24 protein-coding genes, 1 tRNA gene and 2 pseudogenes are annotated in these 23,625 nt (G+C 67.2%); 16 read left to right on the top strand and 11 right to left on the bottom strand.

What is annotated here, in order from left to right:
* Nucleotides 1-82: 82 nt before the first annotated feature.
* Nucleotides 83-1,969, top strand: a complete 1,887-nt coding sequence (locus TS85_RS24160) for a GGDEF domain-containing protein (protein WP_155006404.1) — start codon at nt 83-85, stop codon at nt 1,967-1,969.
* A gap of 21 nt (nt 1,970-1,990) precedes the next feature.
* Here the strand turns inward: TS85_RS24160 and TS85_RS12820 are convergent, their stop codons facing one another.
* From TS85_RS12820 to TS85_RS26445, 3 genes and pseudogenes are all read right to left on the bottom strand, one after another.
* Nucleotides 1,991-3,862 (bottom strand): M1 family metallopeptidase, encoded by a 1,872-nt coding sequence (locus TS85_RS12820; RefSeq protein WP_044332654.1) that lies wholly within the window; start codon nt 3,860-3,862, stop codon nt 1,991-1,993.
* 55 nt (nt 3,863-3,917) lie between these two features.
* A complete protein-coding gene (locus tag TS85_RS12815; RefSeq protein WP_265102093.1) occupies nt 3,918-4,370 on the bottom strand; it encodes a TetR/AcrR family transcriptional regulator C-terminal domain-containing protein in 453 nt (150 codons plus the stop codon).
* Between the two features lie 9 nt (nt 4,371-4,379).
* A pseudogene (locus tag TS85_RS26445) lies at nt 4,380-4,577 on the bottom strand (TetR/AcrR family transcriptional regulator); the annotation flags it as partial.
* A 96-nt stretch (nt 4,578-4,673) separates the two neighbouring features.
* On the opposite strand from TS85_RS26445, the gene TS85_RS12810 reads away from it, so the two are divergent.
* From TS85_RS12810 to TS85_RS12800, 3 genes are all read left to right on the top strand, one after another.
* Nucleotides 4,674-6,140, top strand: coding sequence for an efflux transporter outer membrane subunit (locus tag TS85_RS12810; RefSeq protein ID WP_052507898.1), 1,467 nt, complete (start codon nt 4,674-4,676; stop codon nt 6,138-6,140).
* Entirely contained in the window at nt 6,133-7,296 is a 1,164-nt protein-coding gene (locus tag TS85_RS12805; protein ID WP_044332649.1) for an HlyD family efflux transporter periplasmic adaptor subunit, read from the top strand. Before TS85_RS12810 ends, TS85_RS12805 begins: the two co-directional genes overlap by 8 nt.
* A 197-nt stretch (nt 7,297-7,493) precedes the next feature.
* Nucleotides 7,494-9,020 (top strand): DHA2 family efflux MFS transporter permease subunit, encoded by a 1,527-nt coding sequence (locus TS85_RS12800; RefSeq protein WP_155006403.1) that lies wholly within the window; start codon nt 7,494-7,496, stop codon nt 9,018-9,020.
* A gap of 166 nt (nt 9,021-9,186) precedes the next feature.
* Here the strand turns inward: TS85_RS12800 and aroB are convergent, their stop codons facing one another.
* Nucleotides 9,187-10,278 carry a 3-dehydroquinate synthase gene (gene aroB / locus TS85_RS12795; RefSeq protein WP_044332645.1) on the bottom strand — a complete coding sequence of 364 codons (1,092 nt, stop codon included), beginning with the start codon at nt 10,276-10,278 and terminating at the stop codon, nt 9,187-9,189.
* Entirely contained in the window at nt 10,275-10,814 is a 540-nt protein-coding gene (locus TS85_RS12790) for a shikimate kinase (RefSeq protein WP_044332643.1), read from the bottom strand. The genes aroB and TS85_RS12790 overlap by 4 nt, the downstream gene beginning before the upstream one ends.
* A gap of 73 nt (nt 10,815-10,887) precedes the next feature.
* On the opposite strand from TS85_RS12790, the gene TS85_RS25865 reads away from it, so the two are divergent.
* Genes TS85_RS25865 through TS85_RS12775 form a run of 4 tightly spaced genes read left to right on the top strand, consistent with a single transcriptional unit; the run spans nt 10,888 to nt 14,741 of the window.
* The gene (locus tag TS85_RS25865; protein WP_173426231.1) at nt 10,888-11,025 is read left to right on the top strand and encodes a hypothetical protein; all 138 of its coding nucleotides are present in this window, start codon (nt 10,888-10,890) and stop codon (nt 11,023-11,025) included.
* A gap of 1 nt (nt 11,026) precedes the next feature.
* On the top strand, nt 11,027-12,823 hold the full coding sequence (locus TS85_RS12785) for a hypothetical protein (RefSeq protein ID WP_044332640.1): 1,797 nt from the start codon (nt 11,027-11,029) through the stop codon (nt 12,821-12,823).
* Nucleotides 12,820-13,782, top strand: coding sequence for a tyrosine-type recombinase/integrase (locus tag TS85_RS12780; protein ID WP_077228595.1), 963 nt, complete (start codon nt 12,820-12,822; stop codon nt 13,780-13,782). Before TS85_RS12785 ends, TS85_RS12780 begins: the two co-directional genes overlap by 4 nt.
* A gap of 11 nt (nt 13,783-13,793) precedes the next feature.
* Entirely contained in the window at nt 13,794-14,741 is a 948-nt protein-coding gene (locus TS85_RS12775) for an acetyl-CoA carboxylase carboxyltransferase subunit alpha (RefSeq protein WP_044332637.1), read from the top strand.
* Nucleotides 14,742-14,823: 82 nt separating this feature from the next.
* On the opposite strand, the gene TS85_RS12770 is transcribed toward TS85_RS12775, so the two are convergent.
* Both TS85_RS12770 and TS85_RS12765 read right to left on the bottom strand, forming a co-directional pair.
* Nucleotides 14,824-14,991, bottom strand: a complete 168-nt coding sequence (locus tag TS85_RS12770) for a Flp family type IVb pilin (RefSeq protein WP_044332633.1) — start codon at nt 14,989-14,991, stop codon at nt 14,824-14,826.
* A gap of 164 nt (nt 14,992-15,155) precedes the next feature.
* The gene (locus TS85_RS12765; RefSeq protein ID WP_044332631.1) at nt 15,156-15,338 is read right to left on the bottom strand and encodes a Flp family type IVb pilin; all 183 of its coding nucleotides are present in this window, start codon (nt 15,336-15,338) and stop codon (nt 15,156-15,158) included.
* A 56-nt stretch (nt 15,339-15,394) separates the two neighbouring features.
* On the opposite strand from TS85_RS12765, the gene TS85_RS12760 reads away from it, so the two are divergent.
* Nucleotides 15,395-15,802 carry a (deoxy)nucleoside triphosphate pyrophosphohydrolase gene (locus TS85_RS12760; protein WP_044336237.1) on the top strand — a complete coding sequence of 136 codons (408 nt, stop codon included), beginning with the start codon at nt 15,395-15,397 and terminating at the stop codon, nt 15,800-15,802.
* Here the strand turns inward: TS85_RS12760 and TS85_RS12755 are convergent.
* The gene (locus TS85_RS12755; protein ID WP_077228593.1) at nt 15,799-16,638 is read right to left on the bottom strand and encodes a class I SAM-dependent methyltransferase; all 840 of its coding nucleotides are present in this window, start codon (nt 16,636-16,638) and stop codon (nt 15,799-15,801) included. The two genes, TS85_RS12760 and TS85_RS12755, sit on opposite strands and share 4 nt — an antisense overlap.
* 41 nt (nt 16,639-16,679) lie before the next feature.
* On the opposite strand from TS85_RS12755, the gene TS85_RS12750 reads away from it, so the two are divergent.
* The 5 genes from TS85_RS12750 to TS85_RS12730 all read left to right on the top strand — a co-directional run bounded on the left by TS85_RS12750 (nt 16,680) and on the right by TS85_RS12730 (nt 19,097).
* On the top strand, nt 16,680-17,411 hold the full coding sequence (locus TS85_RS12750) for a ComF family protein (RefSeq protein ID WP_044332628.1): 732 nt from the start codon (nt 16,680-16,682) through the stop codon (nt 17,409-17,411).
* Between the two features lie 35 nt (nt 17,412-17,446).
* Nucleotides 17,447-17,704, top strand: coding sequence for a glutaredoxin 3 (gene grxC / locus TS85_RS12745; protein ID WP_044332627.1), 258 nt, complete (start codon nt 17,447-17,449; stop codon nt 17,702-17,704).
* Nucleotides 17,701-18,528 (top strand): carbon-nitrogen hydrolase family protein, encoded by an 828-nt coding sequence (locus tag TS85_RS12740; RefSeq protein ID WP_044332626.1) that lies wholly within the window; start codon nt 17,701-17,703, stop codon nt 18,526-18,528. Before grxC ends, TS85_RS12740 begins: the two co-directional genes overlap by 4 nt.
* Nucleotides 18,525-18,986, top strand: a complete 462-nt coding sequence (locus TS85_RS12735; RefSeq protein ID WP_044332625.1) for a DUF1178 family protein — start codon at nt 18,525-18,527, stop codon at nt 18,984-18,986. Before TS85_RS12740 ends, TS85_RS12735 begins: the two co-directional genes overlap by 4 nt.
* A gap of 34 nt (nt 18,987-19,020) precedes the next feature.
* Nucleotides 19,021-19,097 (top strand) — tRNA-Arg (locus tag TS85_RS12730).
* 212 nt (nt 19,098-19,309) lie between these two features.
* Here the strand turns inward: TS85_RS12730 and TS85_RS26440 are convergent.
* Nucleotides 19,310-19,414: pseudogene (locus TS85_RS26440) on the bottom strand (RidA family protein); the annotation flags it as partial.
* Nucleotides 19,415-19,482: 68 nt separating this feature from the next.
* Entirely contained in the window at nt 19,483-20,097 is a 615-nt protein-coding gene (locus tag TS85_RS24730; protein WP_227698470.1) for a tyrosine-type recombinase/integrase, read from the bottom strand.
* Between the two features lie 594 nt (nt 20,098-20,691).
* Here TS85_RS24730 and TS85_RS26435 point away from each other — a divergent pair.
* Both TS85_RS26435 and TS85_RS12720 read left to right on the top strand, forming a co-directional pair.
* Nucleotides 20,692-21,405, top strand: a complete 714-nt coding sequence (locus TS85_RS26435; RefSeq protein WP_077228592.1) for a TauD/TfdA family dioxygenase — start codon at nt 20,692-20,694, stop codon at nt 21,403-21,405.
* The gene (locus TS85_RS12720; protein WP_044332623.1) at nt 21,398-22,384 is read left to right on the top strand and encodes a hypothetical protein; all 987 of its coding nucleotides are present in this window, start codon (nt 21,398-21,400) and stop codon (nt 22,382-22,384) included. The genes TS85_RS26435 and TS85_RS12720 overlap by 8 nt, the downstream gene beginning before the upstream one ends.
* Here the strand turns inward: TS85_RS12720 and TS85_RS12715 are convergent.
* A complete protein-coding gene (locus TS85_RS12715) occupies nt 22,365-23,588 on the bottom strand; it encodes an IS256 family transposase (RefSeq protein ID WP_044329672.1) in 1,224 nt (407 codons plus the stop codon). The genes TS85_RS12720 and TS85_RS12715 overlap by 20 nt on opposite strands.
* Nucleotides 23,589-23,625: the final 37 nt, after the last annotated feature.

Genomic DNA, 23,625 nt, shown 5'->3' with positions numbered 1-23,625 from the left:
AAACAATCTGCCGCGGGGCATACTTACCCAGTATTAACCATGAAGATGGCACCCAGGCTCCGTAACTATACGGGGGTCGGACGTGGCGAATCGGGCAGCAGGGATTTCGTTGGGCGCGCTTGCGGCGGCGCTGGTGCTGGCGGGATCGCCGGCGCAGGCAATGTGCAGCATCGGGTCTCCGCCGATCGTTGCGGATTTCCAGCGGCAGGTGAATGCCGATCCGGCGCGCGCACTGGCCGCGATCACTGCGCAACTCGCGCGCAAGGATCTGGGCCGGATCGACCGGGCATGGCTGTATGCCGCACAGGCGCTGGCCTATAGCACGCTGGAACGCAGCGAGGACGAGGTCGTAGCGGCCAATGCCGGGCTCGCACTCGCCCCCAGCCCGCGCGACGCACCGCACATGGAGCTGCTCGCGCAACTGGCATTCGGCCAGAGCGACCCCGCCGCGCTCAAGCCGATCGCCGATCGGATCAAGGCGGCGCGGCGCTTTGTCACGCCCAATTCGATCGAGGATATCTGCTCGCGCGCAGTGATCGGGTCGCTCAGCCGTGAGCCGGTGGCGGAAATTCGGGAACTGGGCGCCGCATATCGCCTGGCGATCCAGCAGGGCATGGCCGAGCAGCGCGCGTTGCTGGCGATCGATGTCGCGGGCGTGTTGATGAAGGCGGGGGACAGTGCCGAGGCGCTGGCGCTGATCGACGAGGGCGAACGCTGGGCGCGGGCCAACAATCTGACCTTCCTCACCGCCTCCACGGCGTTTCGCAGGGCGATGACGCATACGGGAATGAAGGATTTCGTCAGCTCGATCGGCGGCTTCGACACCGCCTATCGGCTGAGCCTGTCGCTTGGGAACCGCAATTTCGCGGCCTTTGCCGTGATGTCGAAATGCCAGTCGCTGTTGTCGCTGAAGCGCTTCGGCGAGGCAGAGGGCGCGTGCAACGAGGCGGAGCGGCTGTTCGGCGACGACCAGATGGCCCGGCCCCGGCTGATGGCCTATCGATCGCGCATTGCCTATGGGCTCAAGCGCTATCCCGAGGCGGTGGCGCTGACCACGGCGATACTCGAGGCGCCCGCCAGCCGGTCGGCGATCAAATTCCCGCTCTATCAGACGCGCGGCATGGCGCAGGCGGGGCTGGGCAATTTCCGCGAAGCCTATGCCGACATGAAGCGCTATGCCGATATGTACCGCGATGACATCGAGGCGAAGAAAAGCCGCGAGGCTGCGACGCTGGCCAGCCAGGTGGAGATCGAGCGGCAGGTGGATCGCAACAAGGCGTTGGAGCGCGAAGTCGTGTTCGAGCAGGAGCGGGCGCGCTATGAGCGGCAGCGGCTGATCCTGCTGGGCGGGGTGGCAGGCGCGCTGGCGCTGGCGCTGGCGCTGTTCCTGTGGATGGGGCGGCGGCATCGGCGGGCGCTGGAGGCGCTGGCGTCGTCGGATGGGCTGACCGGGCTGCCCAACCGGCGCCATGCCACCGAGCAGGGCAGCGTGGCGCTGGCGCGCGCGGCGGATGCGCGCTCGCCGCTGTCGCTCGGGTTGATCGACATCGATTATTTCAAGCGGATCAACGATGCCGAAGGCCATGCCGCCGGCGATGCGGCGTTGCGCGACCTCTCCGCGATCCTGAAGTCAGCGGTTCGGCGCTCTGACGTGATCGGCCGTTGGGGGGGCGAGGAGTTCCTGTTGATGCTGCCCGGACTGAGCGCGGCGGAGACCGCCGAGGTGCTGGGCCGTATTCGGGCAGAAGCATTGCGGCTGGAACGCCCGCTGCGGTTCAGCGCGGGGATCGCCGCGGCGGCGGCGGGCGAGCGCGATCTGGAGGCGGTCGTCGCGCGGGCGGACGCGGCGCTGTACGAAGCCAAGCGCAGTGGCCGCAGCCGCACTGTGATCGCCGCCGACGCCAGCCCATCGCCGGACCGGCGCGGCGAGCCCGAGGGCGCGCCGCAGGAGGCGGGCGCGCCAGCCTGACGCCCGCCGGCGTGACGGTGGTTATTGTTGGACGATCTTCGCCACCTGCGCCGCCGTATTGGGGTGATAGCCGCCGCGCGCTGCCTCGAAATAGGCGCGGGCGATCGGCTGGCCCCAGTCGCCCTGCTTCATCAGCCCCTCATAGACCGGGCGGATCAGCAGCCCGCGCCCGACGCTGGTGACGAGCCCGCGGATCGACGGCAGCGCGGGATCGTAGCGGTTGGCGATGGCGAGTTCGGCCCACGCCGAGCGGACATAGGCGTTGCTCGAAGCGGACAGCCCCAGCGTCTCGTCGAGTTCCCTGAGCCGCGCCGGGCTTTGCGCGCGCGGCAGGCCGTTGAGGAAGCGCAGCCATTGCTGCGTGCTCCAGCCCTGGGGCTGAACCGCAGACACCGGGCCGCCCGCCTTGACCGCCGCGAGCTTCGCATCGACCTGTGCCAGCGTCGCCGAGGTGACATGGACGGCGTTGTCGGGAAGCCCGGGCTGGTACGCCCAGCGATCGAGCTGGAGCTTCGCCTCGAGCGCAGCATCGCCGCGGATCAGATTCTTGCGCAGATCGGCGAGGAAGCCCGCCGTGGTCTGCGGCTGGAAGGCGTGGCGATCGAAATAGGCGCGGAGATAGGCGTCCCATCTCGCGCGGCCCACCGCCGCCTCGATCGTGCGGAGGAAGGTCGATCCCTTGAAATAATCGAGCTGGCCCGCGGTTTCGCCGGGTTCGCCGTGCAGCCGGGTCGTCGGCGCGGCGTCGCCGCCGGCGTCCTTGATGTCCGATACCAGCCCGTCCCAGTCGAGATCGGCGTACATCGCGGCGCGCTCGGCACCGTACACCGCCTCCATGATGCGGTTCTCGAAATAGGTGGTGAAGCCCTCATTGAGCCAATTGTCGGACCAGGTCGCGTTGGTGACGAGGTTCCCCGACCAGCTATGCGCCAGCTCGTGCGCGACGACATCGGTGTTCGAGCGATCGCCGGTGATGATCGTCGGGGTCAGGAAGGTGAGCGTCGGGTTCTCCATCCCGCCATAGGGGAAGCTGGGCGGCAGGACGAGCATGTCGTAGCGCCCCCAGCGATACGGGCCGTACAGCGCCTCCGCCGCGTCGATCATCTTTTCGACATCGGCGACTTCGGACGCGGCGGCATCGAGCTGCGACGGTTCGGTCCATACGCCTGAGCGCGGGCCGGTGGCCTTGAACGCGAGATCGCCGACCGCCAGCGCGATCAGATAGGGCGGCACCGGCTTGTCCATGCGGAAGCGATAGCTGCGTTCGCCATTCGCGGCGGGCTGACCCTGCGCGCCGTCGATCCGCTCGCCGCTCATCACCGCGACGAGCCCGGCGGGGACGGTGAGCTTCGCGGTCCAGGTCTGGCGGATGCCGGGGCTGTCCTGGGTCGGAATCCAGCTCCGGTTGTTGATCGGCTGGCCCTGGCTGAACAGATAGGGTTTGGCCTTGCCCGCCGTCAGTTCGGGCGCGAGCCATTGCAGCGCGCTGGCATCGGGGCGGGTGGCGTAGGCGATGACGATGCGGCGCGCGCCCTTGAGCTGGATCGTGAGCGCGGCGCCGAGATCGGGCGAGTCAGCGCCGACCGCGAAGGGCAGGGGCTTGCCCGCGCCATCGGTGACGGCGGTGATGGCGAGATCGTCGACATCGAGCACGATCTGCTTCGCGCCCTTCGCCGCCAGTACGTCGAGCGCTGCGGTACCCGACAGCGTCTTCGCGGCGAAATCGGCGCGCAGATCGAGATCGACATGGGTGACGCGTGCGACCTCCGGTTCGGCATGGGTCCAGACGTCACGCGCTTCGGGCGTCGTCAGGATCGGGGCGGGCGCCTGTTGGGCGAGGGCGGAGGTGGTCGCCATCAGCGCGGCGGCGGCGGAAGCAAGCAGGATACGCATCGCGCGGTGCTATGCCGATTGCGCGTGAACGGCAACTGACGGGACGCGCAGGGGGTCACTCGGCGAGGGGCGCCGGCGGCTCGCTCGTGCGGAAAAGGCGAAGGAAATAGCCGACGAACCGCTGGGAATCGGCTTCCACCTCGGCATCCTGTTCCGCAACGACACCCCACAGGCGCTGATTATGCCGGGCCGCGCAAAGGCCGAGCAGGAACTGCGCCATTTTTTTCGGGTCCTCGTCGTGCAGCCGGCCCGCCGCGATCTGGGACGCGACATAGGCAGTCATGGCGTGTTCGACATGGATCACGGCCCGGTCGTAGAAAATCTGCCCCAACTCCGGAAAGCGCGCGCTTTCTCCTATGATCAGGCGGCGGAGCGCGGCGGTGTCCGGATGCTCCATCTTGCGCATGAAGCTGCTGCAAAAATTCCAAAGCGTCGCTTCGATCCCGGAAGACCCCAGCAGGCTGCCCTCCAGTTCCTCGCGAAAGGCCGCGGTGAGGTCTTCGATCACAGCGGCGAAAAGCTCCTCCTTCGACCGGAAATAGCTCCACAAGGTCGCCTTTGATCCGCCGAGCGTCTTGAGCAGCCCCGACATCGACGTGGCGGCATAGCCGTCCTCCAGAAAGGAGTGTCGCGCGGCGTCTATAATAGCCTGGCGCCGATCCAGCTTGTTGGCCTCACGCTTCCCTAAAGGCGGGCTTTCGATATCTGACTCCATAACCGTACTATAGGGTACATTTTTCTCTTGACAAGCTTGTTGCGCCGCACCATTAACGAAAATGTACCCGCTAGTACAGGTTTTCAGATGACACCCATGGTCCTACACCGCGCAATCCGCCCCGCCGCCCCGCTGGCGATATTGCTGCTCTCGGCATGTGCAACGGTGCCCAAAATGGGGCCGGCGCCGGTTGTCGCGCCACCCTCTGCCTATGCCTCCGGCACCAGTCTTGCGGGAATGCCGCAGGCGGAATGGCCGGCGATGGATTGGTGGCACGCCTATGGCGATCCGCAGCTCGACGCGCTGATCGCCGAGGCGCTGGACGGCGCCCCCGACCTTGCCGCTGCGACGGCGCGGGTGCGCCAGGCCGAGGCCTATGCGCAACAGGCGGGCGCGGCGCGGCTGCCGACGCTGGACGCCACGGCCAGTAGCGGCGTTGCCAAGCAAAGCTACAATAACGGCATCCCCGCCGCGTTCGTCCCCAAGGGATGGAACGACACCGGTCGCGTGGAAGCCGACCTGGGCTTCGACCTCGATCTGTGGGGCAAGAACAAGGCGTCCTATGCCGCGGCGCGATCGCAGGCAGAGGCGGCGCGGCTCGACCTCGCCCAGTCGACGCTGACGCTGTCGACCAACGTCGCCGACGCCTATGCCGACCTTGCCCAGCTCTATGCCGAGCGGGCGGTGCAGGAGACCGCGCTCAGCATCCGCCAGCAGACGCAACAGCTCACCGCAGACCGCGTCGCCGCCGGGCTGGACACCCAGGCGGAGTTGAAACAGGCGCAGTCCGCGGTGCCGTCCGCGCGGGCCGATCTGGCCGCGACCGACGAGCGGATCGCGCTGACTCGCAACCGGATCGCCGCGCTGCTCGGCAAAGGGCCGGACCGGGGGCTGGCGATCGTCGCGCCCACCGCGGTGATCCCGGCGCGCGGGGTGCCCGCGGACGTGACGACCGACCTGATCGGTCGCCGCCCCGATGTCGTCGCCGCCCGGACCCGCGTCGAGGCGGAGGCGAGCCTGATCAAGGTCGCGCGCGCCGACTTCTATCCCTCGGTCAGCCTCTCTGCGGTGTTCGGCTTCCAGTCGCTGGGGATCGACAATTTGTTCAAGAGCGGATCGAGCTTCGGCAACGCCACGCCGGCGGTGAGCCTGCCGATCTTTCGCGGCGGCGCGTTGCAGGGCGCCTATCGCCAGGCGCGCGCCAATTATGACGAAGCGGTCGCCAGTTACGACCGCACCGTCACCGACGCCTATCACGCCGTCGCCGATGCCGTGACGAGCCAGCGCGCGCTGGCCGTGCGCCTTGCCGAATCGCGGCTGGCGCTGGCCGATGCGCAGGCCGCCTATGACGTTGCGCGGCAGCGCTACGAAGGCGGGCTATCGCGATTTACCGATGTGCTCACGGCACAGGACCGCGCGCTTCAGTCGCAGCGGACCGTCGCCGATCTGGAGGCACGCGCTTTCACGCTCGATGTCGCCCTTGTGCGGGCACTCGGCGGAGGCTTTTCGGCGCCGCGCGCGGCGACCGCCCCCCAAGCTACGAAGGACAAGAATCATGGCTGATGCCGACCCCACGAACCGCGCGTTCAACGCAAGCGCGAGCGATGCCCCGACTGACTCCAAGGCGCCCACGAAATTGCGCAAGACGCTGCTGACCGGAATCGCGGCGGCAGTGCTGGTGGCGGGCGCCGGCTATGGCGGCTGGTACGCATTGGTCGGCAGCCATTATGTCGAGACCGAAAACGCCTATGTCGGCGCCGACACCGCCCAGGTGACGCCGATGGTATCGGGACAGGCGATCGCGGTCCTGGTATCCGATACGCAGAGCGTGAAGCGCGGCGACGTGCTGGTGCGGCTCGACGATCGCGACGCGCAGATCGCACTGGCGACCGCAGAGGCCGATCTGGCCAAGGCGCGGCGCCAGTTCGGGCAGAGCGAGGCGACGAGCGACGCGCTGTCCGCACAGGTCCAGGCACGTGCCGCCGACATCGCCAGCGCGCGTGCGCAACTGGTTTCGGCAGAGGCGGCGCTGGCCAAGGCGCAGGTCGATTTCAACCGCCGCCAGAAGCTGGCGCCCAATGGTGCAGTATCCGGCGACGAACTGACCTCTGCAACCAACTCGCTCACCTCTGCCCGTGCTTCGGTGGCGCAGGCGCGGGCCGCGGTGGCGCAGGCGAATTCGCAGCGCGGCGCGGCGGCGGGCAATCTGGCCGCCAACCAGGCGCTGATCCAGGGCACCAACGTCACCAACGCCCCCGACATCCTGTCCGCCGAGGCAAGGCTGCGCCAGGCCAAGCTGGATCTCGAGCGCACCGTCATTCGCGCACCGGTGGACGGCGTCGTGGCCAGCCGCACGATCCAGGTCGGCCAGCGCGTCGCGCCGGGGGCCACGATCATGCAGATCGTGCCGGTCGGCCAGGTTTATGTGGATGCCAATTTCAAGGAGGGGCAACTCGCCAAGGTCAAGCCGGGCCAGAGCGTCACGCTCAGCTCCGACCTATATGGCAGCGGCGTCGAATATCATGGCCGGGTGGTCGGATTTTCCGGCGGCACCGGCGCGGCATTCGCGCTGATCCCCGCGCAGAACGCGACGGGCAACTGGATCAAGGTGGTCCAGCGGTTGCCGGTGCGAGTGGCGCTCAACCCGCGCGAACTGGCCGAACACCCGCTGCGGGTCGGGCTGTCGATGCGCGCGGAGATCGACACCTCGACGCGCTAGGGCATTGCCATTGCCGGGATCGCGCATCCCGGACGTGCTTGTCGGCCTGTCTCTGTCCCCAAGACCAGGCGCCCAGCTTCCCACCCTCTGAAGCTGGCGCGGGACAGGTTCGACGAGGGCGGGTGAGTTCGCCCCCTGCGATCTCACCCGCCTAACCAACACCCGGCGTGACCTACGCCAGCAGGAGTATGGCCGCCATGGCCGATACCGACGAATTCAAGCCGCTCACGGGCGTCACGCTGCTCCTGGCCGGCGCGATCCTGGCCTTCACCAATTTCATGGTGGTGCTCGACACCACGATCGCCAATGTCTCGGTCGCGCATATCTCCGGGTCGCTCGGAATCTCGTCGAGCCAGGGGACGTGGGTCATCACCTCCTATGCGGTGGCCGAGGCGATTTGCGTGCCGCTGACCGGGTGGCTGGCCGGCCGCTTCGGCGCCGTACGCACCTTTACGCTGGGCATTATCGGCTTCGGCATCTTCTCCGTGCTGTGCGGGATGTCGACCAGCCTGACGATGCTGGTCGTCTGCCGTATCGGGCAGGGATTCTGCGGCGGGCCGCTGATGCCGCTCAGCCAGACGCTGATGCTGCGCATCTTCCCCAAGAAGCAGCACGGCCAGGCCATGGGGCTGTGGGCGATGACGACGGTTATCGCGCCGATCGTCGGCCCTATCCTGGGCGGCGCGATCAGCGACAACATGTCGTGGCACTGGATTTTCTACATCAACATCCCGGTTGCCGCGCTGTGCGCCTATGGCGCCCATATGCTGCTCCGCCAGGCGGAGACGCGCACCGAGAAAATGGGCATCGACCGGATCGGTCTTGCGCTGCTCGTGATCTGGATCGGCGCGTTCCAGGTCATGCTCGACCTTGGTCGCGAGCATGACTGGTTCGAGGACGGCTTCATCGTTTCGCTGGCGATCACCGCCGCGGTAGGGCTGCTGGTCTTCATCGCCTGGGAAGTCACCGAACGACAGCCGATCGTCGACCTGCGGGTGTTCCGCCATCGCGGCTTCACGGTCTCGGTGATCAGTCTGTCATTCGCCTTTGCATGCTTCTTCGCCTCCGCCGTGCTGATTCCCCAGTGGCTCCAGTCCAGCATGGGCTATACCGCGACCGACGCCGGCTATGTCACGGCCTTTACCGGCGTGGGCGCGGTGATCATGTCCCCGATCGTCGCGAAGCTGGGGGAGAAAGTCGATCCGCGCGGACTGGTGTTCTTCGGTATCGTGTGGATGGGGTTCGGCTCGTACCTGCGGGTGTACTGGAGCAGCGGGTCCGACTTCTGGGCGCTGTCGATTCCGCAGATTGTGCAGGGCATCGGGTTGCCGTTCTTCTTCATCCCGCTGACGACGATCGGGCTGGGCGCGGTCGACCCGGAGGAGACCGCCTCCGCGGCCGGCGTGATGAGCTTCCTGCGCACCATGGCGGGGGCGATCGGGACGTCGGTGTCCAACACGATCTATTACAACAACGCCACCGTCGCGCGCAGCGAGATCGTGTCGAAGCTGAACAGCGATTCGACGAGCACGATGCTCCAGGGAACCGGATTCTCGCTGGCGCAGGTGCGCGGGACGATCGAGCAGACCGTGACGCCGGAAAGCTATGCGCTGTCGATCAACCATGTGTTCCTGCTGACGGCGATCATCTTCGTCGCCGCCGCGTCGATCATCTGGCTGGCACCGCGTCCGACCCGGACGGTGGAGGCAGGCGCCGCGCACTGACGCGCGGCGCTTAGAGACCGTTTGGAAATTCGCGAAAGAGCGAATTTCAAGACGGTGCCTGCCCGCTCCCCCACCCGGCCACCCATAGAATACTGCCGTTGGGTGGCCGGGTGGGGGAGCGGGCAGGCACCGCGAAATGCGCCATGGCGCATTTCCAAACAGCCGCTTACCGTTCCTGCGCGTCGAGGAACGCGGCGACGTCGGCGAGGTCGACGGTCTTGTCCAGATAGGTCTGGCCGATGCCGCGCGCGAGCAGGAAGGGGAGGGTGCCCGACGCCATCTTCTTGTCGTGGAGCATGTGGTCGACCAGCCGCGCGCCCGACGCGCTGATCCCCGCAGCCTTCAACCCGTCGGGTAGCCCGATCGCGCGGAGATGCGCGCCGACGCGCGCCGCCTCCTGCCCGCTGCACAGCCCGAGCCGCGCCGAATAGGCGAAGGCGAGCGCCATGCCCGCGGCGACGCCCTCGCCATGGAGCAGCCGGTCCGAAAAGCCGGTCTCCGCCTCCAGCGCGTGGCCGAAGGTGTGGCCGAGGTTGAGCAGCGCGCGCTTGCCCGTCGTCTCGCGCTCGTCCTCCGCGACGATCCGCGCCTTGGCGCCGACCGAATGCGCGATCGCGGTTTCGCGCGCCTGCGGGTCGCCCGCCATCAGCGCGGCGGCATTGCCCTCGCACCATTCGAAGAACGCGAAATCGTCGATCAGCCCGTATTTGACGACTTCGGCATAGCCGGCGCGGACTTCGCGCAACGGTAGGGTGTCGAGCACCTGCGGGTCGATCAGCACCAAGGCGGGCTGGTGGAAGGCGCCGACGAGGTTCTTGCCCGCTGCGGTGTTGATCGCGGTCTTGCCACCGACCGAGCTGTCGACCTGGGCCAGCAGCGTCGTCGGGACCTGGACGAACTTGCAGCCGCGCTTGAGGATGCTCGTCGCGAAGCCGACAAGGTCGCCGATCACGCCGCCGCCCAGCGCGATGACATGGTCGCCGCGCTCGACGCCGAGGTCGAGCAGCCGGTCGAGCAGCGCTTCGAGCTGGCGCCAGCTCTTGGTCGATTCGCCCGGCGGCAGCACGATCGCCTCGCCCGGATGCGCGAGCGCGGCGGTGAGCGTGGCGAGATGGGGGGCGAGATGCGCGTCGGTGACGATGTGCATCGGACGCCCCTTGGCGAGCGGATCGAGCAGTTCGCCCGCGCGGGCGAGCAGCCCGGCCTCGATATGGACGGGGTAGCTGCGCGCGCCGAGCGCCACGGGAACGAGAGTCACGGTTTGAGCGCCTTCAGGATTTCATCGACGGTGGTATCGTGCGGCGCGGCTACGCTCTGCACGCGGATCGGCGCAAGCGCGTAAAACGGATTTCGCACCTTGGCGAGCTCGGCCAGCGTGATTTCGGGGTCGCGCCCGCGCAGCAGCGGGCGGGTGTCGCGGCGACGGACGCGATCGGCGAGCACCGCGGGCTCGGCGTCGAGCCACACCGTAATCGCCTCGCGCAGGATCAGCGCGCGGGTCTCCTCCTGGACAAAGGCGCCGCCGCCGGTCGCGATCACCTTGGGCGTGCCGTCGATCAGCCGGGCGATCACGCGGCGCTCGCCGTCGCGGAAATGCGCTTCGCCGAAACGTTCGAAAATGTCGGACACCGTCATCCCCGCCGCCGCCTCGATTTCGTGATCGGCATCGACGAACGGGAGGTGCAGACGCTGGGCAAGCCGCCGCCCCACCGTCGTCTTGCCGGCACCCATCAGTCCGACAAGGACGACGGGCTTACCCTTCCAGGCGGTTTCGGGGGCTGGCGCGTGCAACATCGTTGGGGGCTATACAGCGAGGGCGGGTCTCGGGCAAAAGGCGCGCGCATTCATTTTTACGGACTGTTTTTTCATGCCCCGCTCGCTTGTTGCGCTTATCGCCGTCGTCGTCCTGCTGATAGCGGGGCTGATCTTCCTTGGCACCCGCACCACCGAGAAGGAACCGGTGCGCATGGAAAAGGTAGTCCCGCTTGATAACCTTACCAACTAGGGTGCAGGGCCGGACGGTGCGGGCCGGGCTGGCGATCGTGCTGCTCGCGGGGATCGCGGTCCCCGCGCCGGGGCAGGACACGCCCGAATCGCTGTTGCCCCCCGGCTTCGACGATCCGGCGCCGGCACCCGCCCCGGCGCCCGCCGCAACGCGCGCGCCGCAGCAGCCGCTCGCGCCGGGCGAGCCGGGCGAGCCGGTCGGGGTCGTGCCCGACGCGGGGCTGGACCTGTCGAACCTCGATTTCGGCAATGCCAGCGAGGCGGTCGAGCCCGAAGTCGCCGTCGACCTGACCCAATATGAGCTGCCCGAATTCGCCCGGCATTCGCTGGCGCGGATCGGTGTCTTCGCCGCGGGGAACGAGGCATTTCCGGCAACCGGCTTCGGCGCCGCCGATGGCCGCTACCTGCGCGCGCTGATGCAGCGGACCGCGGCGCCGATCGCGTCGCGCTGGGCATCGATCGCGCTGCGCCGCGCGCTGATGTCCCCCGCCAACACGCCGCGCAACATCGACGGCGCCGATTTCGCCGCCGAACGCGCCTGGCTGTTGCTGCGCATGGGCGAGGCGATGGCGGCACGCGCGGTGGTGAACGATGTCGATACCGACAATTACACCACGCGGATGTTCCAGGTCGCGATGCAGAGCGCGCTGGCGAGCGGTGATCCGGCGGGGATGTGCCCGATGGCGAGCGGCGGGGGGCAGGCGATCCACCAGCGCGGCTGGGCGCTGGCGAAGGCGATGTGCGCGGGCCTTGCCGGCAAGCCCAACGAGGCCGGGCAATTGATTACGCAGGCGCGGCAGGGCACCAGCGCTTCGGACATCGACAACCTGCTGTCCGAAAAGGTGCTGGGCGCCGGCGCGCAGGGGCGCCGTGCCGTGACGATCGAGTGGAATGGCGTGACGCAGCTTACCGCGTGGCGTTGGGGGCTGGCGACTGCGACCGGAGTCGAGGTGCCCGCCTCGCTCTACGCCACTGCGGGGCCGCAGGTGCGCTATTGGCAGGCGCTGGCGCCCAATATCGATCCCGCCGCGCGCGTCGCCGCCGCCGAGCTGGCGGCGACGGCGGGCGTATTTTCCAATGCCGGCCTGGTCGACCTCTATTCGGAGATCGAGCAGGAGGGCGATACCGGGAGCGCCGCGGCAGCAGTCGCGCGCGACCTGCGCATCGCCTACACCGATAGTGACGTCGCCGACCGGATGAAGGCGATGCAGACGCTGTGGGATGCCGCCGAGACTCCGCGCACGCGCTATGCCCGGCTGATCCTGACGGCGCGCGCCGCATCCTGGGTGCCCGCGAATGCGAAGATCGAGGCGCCCGAGCAGTTGATCGCATCGATGCTGTCGGCGGGGCTCGAAGGGCCGGCGATGGAATGGCGGACCAGCGTCAAGCGCGGCAGCGAAGGCTGGGCGTTGCTCGCGCTCGCCGATCCCGCGCCGGATGCGCGCGCATCCTATGGCGACTTCACGACCTATCGTGACGCCGCGGGGCCGCGCAAGGCGCAGTTGCTGCTCGCGGGGCTGGCCGGCCTCGGGCGCTTCGATGCGGCGGAGGCACAGCGGGGCGCGCAGGCAGTCGATGTCCAGATCGGCGGCACCAACAGCTGGACGCGCGCGATCGATGCGGCGGGTCAGCGCGGCGACGCATCGTTGGTAGCGCTGCTCGCCGGGGTGGGGATGCAGTCGCGGAGCTGGGACTATGTCAGCCCCGAGGCGCTGTTCCACATCGTCGCGGCGATGCGCGCGGCGGGGATGGGCAGTTACGCGCGGATGATCGCCGTCGAGGCGATCACCCGGGCTTGAACGCGATCCGTCCCGGCGACGACCGCGCGCTGATCGAGCGCTTCCTCGAAATGCTGCGCGCCGAAGCCGGGGCGGCGGCGAACACGCTTGCCGCTTATGCCACCGATTTGCGGCTGGCGTCGGAGGCGCTGGCGGGCGGGCTGGGCTCTGCCGACCGTGCCGCGCTGGAGCGGCTGGGGACCGAGTGGCAGCCGCTGGCGCGCGCGACGGTGGCGCGCAAATCGGCGGCGTTGCGGCGATTCTTCGCGTTCCTGGCGGAGGAGGGGCTGCGCGCCGACGATCCGGGCGCGGCGCTGCCCCGCCCGGCGGCGGTGCGCCCGCTGCCCAAGATACTGAGCATTGGCGATGTCGATGCGCTGTTCGCGGCGATCGCGGCACGGATCGCGCGGGTGCCCGCCGATCCGCTCGACCTGCGCCTCGCCGCGCTGATCGAGCTGCTCTACGGATCGGGGCTGCGCGCGACCGAGCTGGTGAGCCTGGCGCGCAACGCCGTCGCGCCCGACCGCCCCTATCTGATCCTGAAGGGCAAGGGCGGGCGCGAGCGGCTGGTGCCGATTTCCGACCGCGCGCGCGCGGCGGTGGCGGCGTGGCGGGGGCAGGTGCCGCTCGACTGCGCGTGGCTGTTCCCGTCGGGCAAGGGGCATTTGTCGCGGGTGCGGCTGTATCAGATCGTCCAGGCGCTGGCCGGGGAGGCGGGCATCCCGCCCGACCGGGTGAGCCCGCACGTGCTGCGCCACGCCTTTGCCACGCATCTGCTGGAGGGCGGGGCGGACCTGCGCGCGCTCCAGGCGATGCTGGGGCATGCCGATATCGCGACGACCGAGATCTATACGCATGTCGACAGCCGCCGGCTGGTCGAGATGGTCAACGCGCGGCATCCACTCGGGGAGGCGCTGGACGACGCTTTGGGACAGGCGGCCCGTGCGCGCCGCGTTGACGCGACGCGCGGCTCCGCGTAGCCGCAACGACCATGGCAACCTTCCTCGACTTCGAGAAACCGATCGCCGAGCTGCAAAGCCGGATCGACGAACTCCGCCGCACCGCCGAGGGTGGCGATGTGGACATCGCCGCCGAAATCGGACCGCTCCAGGCGAAATCCGACCGGCTGTTGCAGGACACCTATGCCCGGCTGACCCCGTGGCAAAAGGCCCAGGTCGCGCGGCACCCCGAGCGCCCGCATTTCAACCATTATGTCGCGGCGCTGATCGAAGACTTCACGCCGCTGGGCGGCGACCGCGCCTTTGCCGACGATGCCGCGATCATCGGCGGGCTGGGCCGGTTTCGCGGACGCCGGGTGATGGTGATCGGCCATGAAAAGGGCGACGATACCGCCAGCCGGCTCCGCCACAATTTCGGGATGGGCAAGCCCGAGGGCTATCGCAAGGCGATCCGGCTGATGCAGCTTGCCGACCGGTTCGGCATCCCGGTGCTGACATTGGTCGATACGTCGGGCGCGTTTCCGGGCGTGCAGGCCGAGGAACGCGGCCAGGCCGAAGCGATCGCGCGTTCGACCGAGCAGTGCCTCAACCTGGGCGTCCCACTGATCGCGTCGATCCTCGGCGAGGGCGGTTCGGGCGGTGCAGTGGCGCTGGCGGCGGGGAACCAGGTGCTGATGCTGGAGCATGCGATCTATTCGGTGATCTCGCCCGAGGGCTGCGCGTCGATCCTGTGGCGCACCGCCGACAAGGCCGCCGACGCCGCCGAGGCGATGAAGGTCACCGCGCAGCACCTGAAGGAGCTGGGCGTGATCGACGGCATCGTCCCCGAGCCGATGGGCGGCGCGCATCGCGATCCGCAGGCGGCGATCATCGCACTGGGCGATGCGATCGAAGCGGGACTGGCCGATCTGAGCGGGCTTTCGCCGCAGTCGCTGCGCCAGGCGCGGCGCGCGAAGTTCCTGGCGATGGGACGGGTTTAAGCGCAGGCGGTTTTACGTCGGCAGAAAAAGGGCGGCGAAACCGTTGTTTCGCCGCCCTTTTCTTGGTCAGACAGAAAGAAGATTACGAGTTCTTCATGCTGCTCTCGACGTTGCCGAAGGTGGTCTTGAGCTGGTTGCCCAGACCCTGCATCGCGGCGATCGCGGCGACGGCGATGAGCGCGGCGATCAGACCATATTCGATTGCCGTGGCGCCCTTGGAATTCTTGAGGAAATTGCGAATCTTCGTCATGCCGGTCTCCGTAGGTTCAATATGCTTCATTCACCCGGCCGCCCCGGTGGACCGTGGCGGCAGGGGCAACCTAGACCCGGGGGAGTAAATAAACGGCTAAGGGGGAACTTTCCGGCGTTTCGTGCAACGCACGGAATCGCGCCGCTTCTGCGGGTGCGCCCGGATCAGTGCGCCGCCTGAACCTTCGTGCTGACATTGTTCCACATGGCCGTGGTCACGTCGCCGAGCGCGTTCAGGCTAACCATCATCGCCAATATGATCAGCGCGACGATGAAGCCATATTCCACCGCAGTCGCGGCCTTACGGTCGCGAAGCAGCGCGGTGGTAATACGGACGAATGCGCGCATCGGGGCAATTCTTTCCCTGTGGTTCAATAGGTTTAGAAGGGACGTGTTACAAAGTGATTAGCAGTGCTCCCCTCCTTCTCGTCGTCGCGGCGGCACTGGTGGATCCGAACGGGCACGTGCTGGTGCAGCGGCGCCCGCCGGGGAAGCCGATGGCCGATTTGTGGGAATTTCCCGGCGGCAAGGTGGAGCCGGGCGAGTTGCCCGAGGCGGCGCTGGCGCGCGAACTGCGCGAGGAACTGGGGGTCACGGTGTCGCCCGCCGCACTGGTGCCTGCCGCCTTTGCGAGCGAAGCGCTGGGCGAGCGGCATTTGCTGCTGCTGCTCTACACGCTGCGCGCGTGGGAGGGCGTGCCCGAGTCGCGGCATGCGACGGCGATCGACTGGCTACGCCCCGCCGAGATGCGCGGACTGGCGATGCCGCCCGCCGACCTGCCGTTGATTGGATTGCTGGAGCGGCTGGTCTAGTCGGGCCGTGTCGCCTTGAGCGCCGCCGCCAGCGACGTGGTGCCGCTGCCCCGCCGCGCGGGCTTGGGCTGCGAGGGATCGGGCGCCCAGCCGGTGAGCGTGACGATCTCGAAGCGTTCCGCCGTGCGGCCATCGGGGTCGGCGCGGTCGGCAAAGGCGGCGGCGGCGCGCATCAGCGTCTCGCGGCTCAGCGGCGCGGCGCCGGGGAGCAAATTGCCCGCGCCCATGCCACGCACATCGTCGAGCAGCCCGCCGATCGAGCCGTAGCGCACCGTCAGCGTCTCGATGTCGGCGACCGGAAGCGCGAAGCCCGCGCGGCTGAGCAGGTCGCCCGCCGAGCGCACGTCGATCTGGGGGTGGAAGCGCGCCGCGGGGCGATCGCCTTCGGCCGCGAGGAACGACGCGCGCAATGTCGACAGCGTGCCCGCACCCAGAAAAGCGGCGAGGAACAGCCCGTCGGGCCGCAGCACCCGCCGTGCGAGCGCCAGCGCGCCCGGCACGTCGTTGACCGAATCGAGCACCCCCGCCGACACTACCAGATCGAAAGAGGCATCGGCGAAGGGCAGCCGGTCCTCGTCCGCCTGTACCCCGCCGCCCGACTTCGCAAAGCCGAAGCCCGCATCGATCCGCGCGATCCGGGCGCCGGGGATGTCGATCGTCGCATCGAAGCTGCCCAGGTCGAGCACATCGGCGAAGCTGCGCTTGACGCCTTCGAGCCGCTCCAGCAGCCCCTCCACCATGTGATCGCGCAGGAAGCTGTGGTCGCCATAGCGGGGCAGGGCGCGGTCGCGGCGCTTGCGGCGGCGGGCGCGGTCGAAGATTTCGGAGTCGGACACGGCGCGCTTGTGCAGCGGCGCGTGCCCCGCGACAAGGGAGCGTGGCGCTTCTCGCTCCCCTTGCCCGCATCGCCGCGCTGGCGCTGCCCCCGCGCTGCCCCGGATGCGGCGCGGTGACCGAGGCCGATCATCGCTTCTGCGCGGCGTGCTGGGGGCGGCTCGAATTTCTGGGCCCGCCCTGGTGCGCGGGGTGCCAGCGCCCGTTCGTGTTCGATCGCGGGCCGGGAGCGCTGTGCGAAAAATGCGAGGCGCGGCGGCCCGCCTATGACGGGGCCCGCGCGGCGGTGGCTTACGGCGATGTCGCGCGCGGGGTGGCGCTCAAGCTCAAATATGGCGGGCGGCTGGCGTGCGCGGAGACGATGGCGCGGGCGATGGCGCGGCTGATGCCCGAGGATGCGGGGTTGCTCGTCCCCGTGCCGCTGCACCGATGGCGGATATGGTCGCGCGGGTTCAACCAGGCGGCGCTGATCGCGCAGGGCCTGTCGCGGCGGTGCGGGGTGGCAGTCGATCTGGACGCCGTACGCCGGGTGAAGGCGACGCCGGTGCTGCGCGGGCTGGGCTGGGACGGGCGCCGAAGCGCCGTGGCGGGGGCGTTCGCGCTGGCGCCGGGGACCGAGGCGCGGATCGCGGGCAAGACGATCATACTGGTCGACGATGTCCACACCAGCGGCGCCACCGCAAGCGCCTGTGCCCGCGTGCTGAAACGGGGCGGGGCGGCGCGCGTGATCCTATTGTGCTGGGCGCGCGTTCTGGACGAGACAGCCCTGGATTGACAAGCGGGGCTGCGCACCACAGTTCGGGAACCATCATGGCGAAAATCGAAATCTACACCAAGGCATTCTGTCCTTATTGCTCGCGGGCGAAGGCGCTGCTCGATTCCAAACAGGCGGAATATGAGGAGGTCGACATCACGATGGGCGGCCCCAAGCGCGCCGAGATGATCGACCGCGCCGATGGGCGATCGACCGTCCCGCAGGTCTTTATCGACGGCAAGCATATCGGCGGATCGGACGACCTGGCCGCGCTGGACCGCGCGGGCGGGCTGGACCCCCTGTTGGCGGCATGAGCCGCGCCGCGCTCCTCCAGATGACCAGCGGGATCGATCCCGCCGCCAACGCCGCGACGCTGGTGCAGGGCGTCGCCGATGCGGCATCGGGGGGCGCGGCGATGCTGTTCACACCGGAAATGTCGGGGCTGGTCGACAGCGACCGCGCCCGCGCCGCGGCATCGCTGACCAGCGAGGGCGAGGACCGCGTGCTGGCCGCGGTGCGCGATGCGGCGGCGAAGCACGGGATATGGGTGCATCTGGGCAGCCTGGCGGTGCGGCGCGACGATGGCGGCAAGCTCGCCAATCGCGCCTATGTGATCGACGGCACCGGCGAGATCCGGGCGCGATACGACAAGATGCATTTGTTCGACGTCGATTTGCCGACCGGAGAGAGCTGGCGCGAATCGAACAGCTATGCGCCGGGCGAACAGGCGGTGACGGTGGAGACCCCGCTGGGGGTGCTGGGGCTGGCGATCTGCTACGACCTGCGCTTCCCCGACCTGTTCCGCAGCCTGAGCGATGCGGGCGCGACGATCCTGGCGATCCCCGCCGCGTTCACCCGGCCCACCGGCGCGGCGCATTGGCACATCCTCCAGCGCGCGCGGGCGATCGAGGCGGCGGCGTTCGTGATCTCCGCCGCGCAGACCGGCCTCCACGCCGATGGCCGCGCGACCTATGGCCATTCGCTCGTCGTCGATCCGTGGGGCGAAGTGCTGCTCGACATGGGCGAGCCGGCGGGGCTGGCGTTCGCCGAGATCGATCAGGCCCGGGTCGCGGCGGCACGCGGGCGCGTCCCCGTCCTCCGCCACCGCCGCGCGATCCCGCCGGTAACCGCGCTGTGATCGTCTTCGACCTCAAATGCGGCACCGGCCATGTGTTCGAGGCGTGGTTCGGATCGAGTATCGCCTATGAGGAGCAGCGCGCGGCGGGGCTGGTGACGTGCCCGCTGTGCGGCGACGGCGGAGTGATGAAGGCCGTGATGGCCCCCAACATCGCCGCCAAGGGAAACCGCGCGCCCAGCCTGCCCGCATCAGCCGCCCCGACCGGCGAGGCGCCGGGCCCCGAGGCGGTCAAGGCCGCGCTGGCGGCAGTGGCGGCGATCCAGGCGAAGATGCTCGAAACCTCGCAATGGGTCGGCACCGGCTTTGCGGACAAGGCGCGCTCGATGCATCTGGGCGAAGAGGCCCCCGCGCCGATCCACGGCCAGGCGACGCGCGAACAGGCGCAGGAACTGATCGAGGAAGGCGTACCGATCGCGCCGTTGCTCGTCCCCGTCGTCCCGCCCGAGACGCGCAATTGATTTGCGGCGCGCGGCTGACTACCAGCGGCGGCGTGGCCCGGTAGCTCAGCAGGATAGAGCAAGCGATTCCTAATCGAGAGGTCGGAGGTTCGAATCCTCTCCGGGTCACCATCGTCAGACGAAAAACGGCAAAACTGCGCCGTTCCAGGCGATCTGCCCAAAGTCGTTGCCACTTTCGTCCCACAGTTTTGCGCGGCTTTTGCGCTGACGATATGGCTGCTCGGATGCGGACGGTCCGATTTTAGAGGGGCTGCGTCCGCTTTCGAGCGGGACTGGCGCAGTCTCCTGCTGGAAACGTCTCCGCCTTTCACGGTCACCACCGTAGCGAACTGGTTTTCGGGATCGGAATTAAAGGTCGTGACATCGACGATGTCGTCGAAGCCGCACCCTCCCGCTTTCAGCGGCGCTTTCAGATTGGCGAAGGTCAAGCGGACCTGTGCCTCGAAATCCGGTTCTGGCGTGCTGGCGCTGCGGCTTGAAGCGTTGCGCGGTCATTTCATTGGTGGAATAGCCCAATCTGCGGAGTGCGGCGTTGCAGGGTGCAAGCCATAGCCGTTGGACCCGGTGACCGACCGGATCTCCAGCAGATGGCGATCGACCGGGTCGAGAGCGGGGCGTGGTGCGGCTTGCGCATCTTCATCTTCTCGGCGGGGATGGTCCACACGGCTGCGTCGAAGTCGATCTCATCCCATCGCGCATGGCGCAGTTCTCCAGGGCGCACGAACACATGCGGTGCCAGCTGCAGCGCCCATTTGGTCATGCCCTGGCCCGGTCGCCGTCGCGCCGAGCAATATTCGTTGGCGATGCGAGTGAAGGTGTTTTCCGCCAGCGCCTCGCTTCTGAGTTTCTCGCGCTGCCGCTCCAGAACCGGGTCTTTCCCCTCTGCGAGGAGATCGCGCGCGTCGTCGCGCAGCTTGCGCGCATCACGCAGACTTACGTCTGGGTAGGAGCCGAAACTGAGCTTCTTCTCGATGCCGTGACGCTTGAATCTCATGCGCCAAAGGCGGGAGCCGGATGGCGCCACGATGAGGAAGAGGCCCAGCTCGTCATACAGCTTGTAGGCCTTGTCGCGGGTCCTCGCCCGGCGAATTGCGATGTCGGTCAAAGCCATGGTGCGGGCCTTTCGTCGCGAGGCCCAACCCGGTGGGCCTCATGCCAAATTTAGGCCCGAAATTCTCGAAAAAAGGCCCCACCTGCGCTTGCGCTTTCATGGGACGGGACGAGCGATCACGAGCCGGATGACCCGAAAAATACCGCAGATTTCCGCGGTTTACAAAGCTCTGTGGGATTTCGTGAGATCGGAAAATGGAGCGGGTGAAGGGAAACCAACGTGCAGAAATATGTTCTCTGTATCAATTACTTACCGCACTGCAGCAAAAATTGGGCCCCACCCATCAGGCCCCACTCCCTTTTCGTAAATCGGGTTCGAAGCACAAATGCGAGCAGGTTGGGCATCTATGGCTATCCTATGTGCTCAGAGAATCAACCACTACAACGGCGCCGCCGACACACTCTGCCGGGCGAGGTTAGGCAGGGAACCGGCCGGGCGTAATCCCGAACGTCTTTCTTGCTGAAACCCGCCATTCGGGTCGCGGAAACCACCCAGTCGGCTGTGCGCCCTAATTACAGTCGTCTAGCTGCAGCAACGAAGACGCCGAAAGCGGACATTCGATCACGCCGGACAGAATCGAGACTGGGTGTCGATATGCAGCTGCGGATATGCGAAGAGACACTGAACGCACCGCCCGCCTATGGAGATCGTGTGGACTCACTCCTAACGGATTTGGAGCGCTATGGCTGGTGCCGGTTTGCTACAAGCTTGGAGTGTGAGGCGGAGATCGCTGTCGCCGCCGACCGAGCAGCCGAGCTTCTAGGCCGCCCCACCTCCGGGCGAGCTGGCGCAACTCAAGAGGCGATTGTTCCCCGCGTTCGGACAGAAGCGCATCCCCGCTCTCAAAGCGCCACGCATGGTCTTGACGCGCTTCCGCTCCACGTCGAGCTGAGTCACAGGTCGGTGCCTTGCAGATACGTTGTTCTGGGCTGTGCGGATCCCGGGCACCCCGGCAGCGCTACGACGACTTTGGAATGGCGGACACTTGGATTTACGGCTGATGAGATCGCTCTGCTGAAGGGCGCACCGCTGCTAATCAGGAACGGGCGAAGGTCATTCTACTCAACGGCCCTCCCCCGTGATGGACGCTTCCTTCGCTACGATCGCGAATGCGTAGAAGCGGTCGATGCGAGGGGCCACGCTGCCCTTGAGGCGATCCGAGCTCGTCTCTCGTCGGTGACACCCACTGCGCACTGCCTGCAGCGAGGTGAGGTTTTGGTAATCGACAACTGGCGGATGCTGCACGGGCGTGAAGTTGTCGCCGAACACAGCGGACGAAGGCTTACGAGGAGACTGGTGGATGCCTGACGACGTTTTCATCGCGATCAGCGGAGAGGCGCTTCATGCCAAGTCCAAGGTCTACATCGGTCGCGCAATGGCACGAAAGGCGGCTGAGGATCTCGACGAATACCAGTTGTGGGCGTCGCTGGCGCTGGAACTGCTTGGCAAGGCAGCGCTGGCTTACCGACATCCCAGCCTAGTAGTGGACCCGACGAACTGGAAGTCACTGTTCGTGGCGGCAGGCGTTAACGTGACCACCGACGTGAAGACGATCACTGCCAAGACCTTGTTTGAACGGTTGGCACATCTCGTACCGAGGTTCGATCCGTTGATGCACAAGTTTTGCATGGATATCTCGGAACGGCGAAATGCTGAGCTGCACTCTGCCGACATTCCGTTTCGCGCCATGCGCCTTGAGGCGTGGGAGGCAAGATACTGGCATGCCTGCGATGCGATACTCCGTGCCATCGAGTCGTCGCTTGAGGATTGGCTGGGCGCTGATGCGGAAGCACCGAGGCAGATCGTTGCAGAGGCGGCCGCAGCGAGTGATGCCGCCGTGAAGCTCAGGGTGGAAACGGCAAAAGCTTGGTTCGCCGGGTTGAAAAAGGCGGAGCGGGAAACGCTCGCACAAGAGGCGGACAGTATGATGCCTATCGATCAGGTCGCCAGCTTCGCAGTTGCCTTCGACGAGATATGGATCGAGACCTGCCCTGGATGCGGTTGTCGCGCCTTCTTGGCCGGCGACCAGACGGGCGAGGACATCAAACAGGAGAACGACGAATACGCGATGTGGGAGATCGTGGAGCGTGAGTTCGTCGGCGACGAATTTAGGTGCCCGACCTGCAAACTCGTCCTTCTAGGCGGCGATGAACTCGATTCAGCGGGCATAGACTATATCCACACCGACGAGGTCGAGCGCGAGATGGAATACGAGCCAGACTATGGGCAGTGTCAGGAATTTCGTGTGCGGGTGGGCGGATTGAACATTATGCCGCCATGGCTCTGATGAACCGCTCACCGAAGATAACGGCGAACTGTGCCTTGGCCATGGACCATTCCCGTGGTGGCATTTTCCACTCTTTTTCCGACCGGTTCAAGATCAGGTAGAGCAGCTTGGTGGCGGCCTCGTCGCTGGGGAAGTGCCCCCTGGCGCGGACGGCCCGTCTCAGCTTCGAGTTCAAGGCCTCGATCGCATTGGTCGTATAGACGATCCGGCGGACCTCGTCGGGGAAGGCGAAGAATGGGATCACCTCGGCCCATGCGCGCCGCCAGCTTTGGCCGATGGCGGGATAGCGGGTGCCCCAAGGCCCTGCCTCGAACGCCGTCAGCGCCTGTTCGGCGGCCTCGGCGCTGGGGGCGCGGTAGATTTCCTTGAGCGCCGTCGCCAGGCCCTTGCGGTCCTTCCAGGAGACGAAATCCATCGAGTTTCGCAGCAGATGGACGATGCACGTCTGCACGACCGCGTCGGGGAATACGGCGGTGATCGCCTCGGGAAAGCCTTTCAGCCCATCGACCACGGCCAGCAGGATATCTTCGGTGCCGCGGTTCCTGAGCTCGTTCATCACCCGCAGCCAGAATTTGGCACCTTCATTCTGCTCCAGCCACAGGCCGAGCACTTCCTTCGCGCCATCGGCGCGGACGCCCAGCGCGATGTGGATCGCCTTGTTGCGCACCATGCCTTCATCGCGGATCTTCACCCGGATCGCGTCGAAAAAGACAAGCGGATAGACCGGATCCAGCGGCCGCTGCTGCCAGCTGGCGACCTCGTCGAGCACCGCGTCGGTCACCGTGCTGATCAGGTCCGGCGAAGCGTCGATGCCGTACAACTCCTGGAGATGGCCGGCGATTTCCCGCGTGCTCATGCCCCGCGCATACATCGACACGATCTTCTCATCGAAGCCGGGAAACCGGCGCTGGTACTTGGCGATCAACTGCGGATCGAAGCTCGACTGACGGTCGCGCGGCACCGCAATCGAAAGGCTGCCGGTGTCGGTTATCACGGTCTTGCGGCCATAGCCGTTGCGCGTGTTGCCGGCACCGTCCTCGCCGGCGAGGTGGTGATCCATCTCCGCGTTCAACGCGCGCTCGGCCAGCGCCTTCTTCAGCGCATCCAGCAAGCCGCCGTGTTGCAGCGCCGCTGCCGCATCCCCGCCGGCCAGCAATTGGTCCAGCACTTCATCTGGTATCGTTGGTTCTTTGCGTCGGGCCATATCGGGTCTCCTTCTTACCCACTATGCCCGCCCGCAC

It is taken from the genome of Sphingomonas hengshuiensis, from assembly GCF_000935025.1.
GTDB classification, from domain to species: Bacteria; Pseudomonadota; Alphaproteobacteria; order Sphingomonadales; family Sphingomonadaceae; genus Sphingomonas; species Sphingomonas hengshuiensis.
The sequence above is the reverse complement of the archived record's forward strand: the minus strand, read 5'-3'. Positions and strand labels throughout refer to the sequence as shown.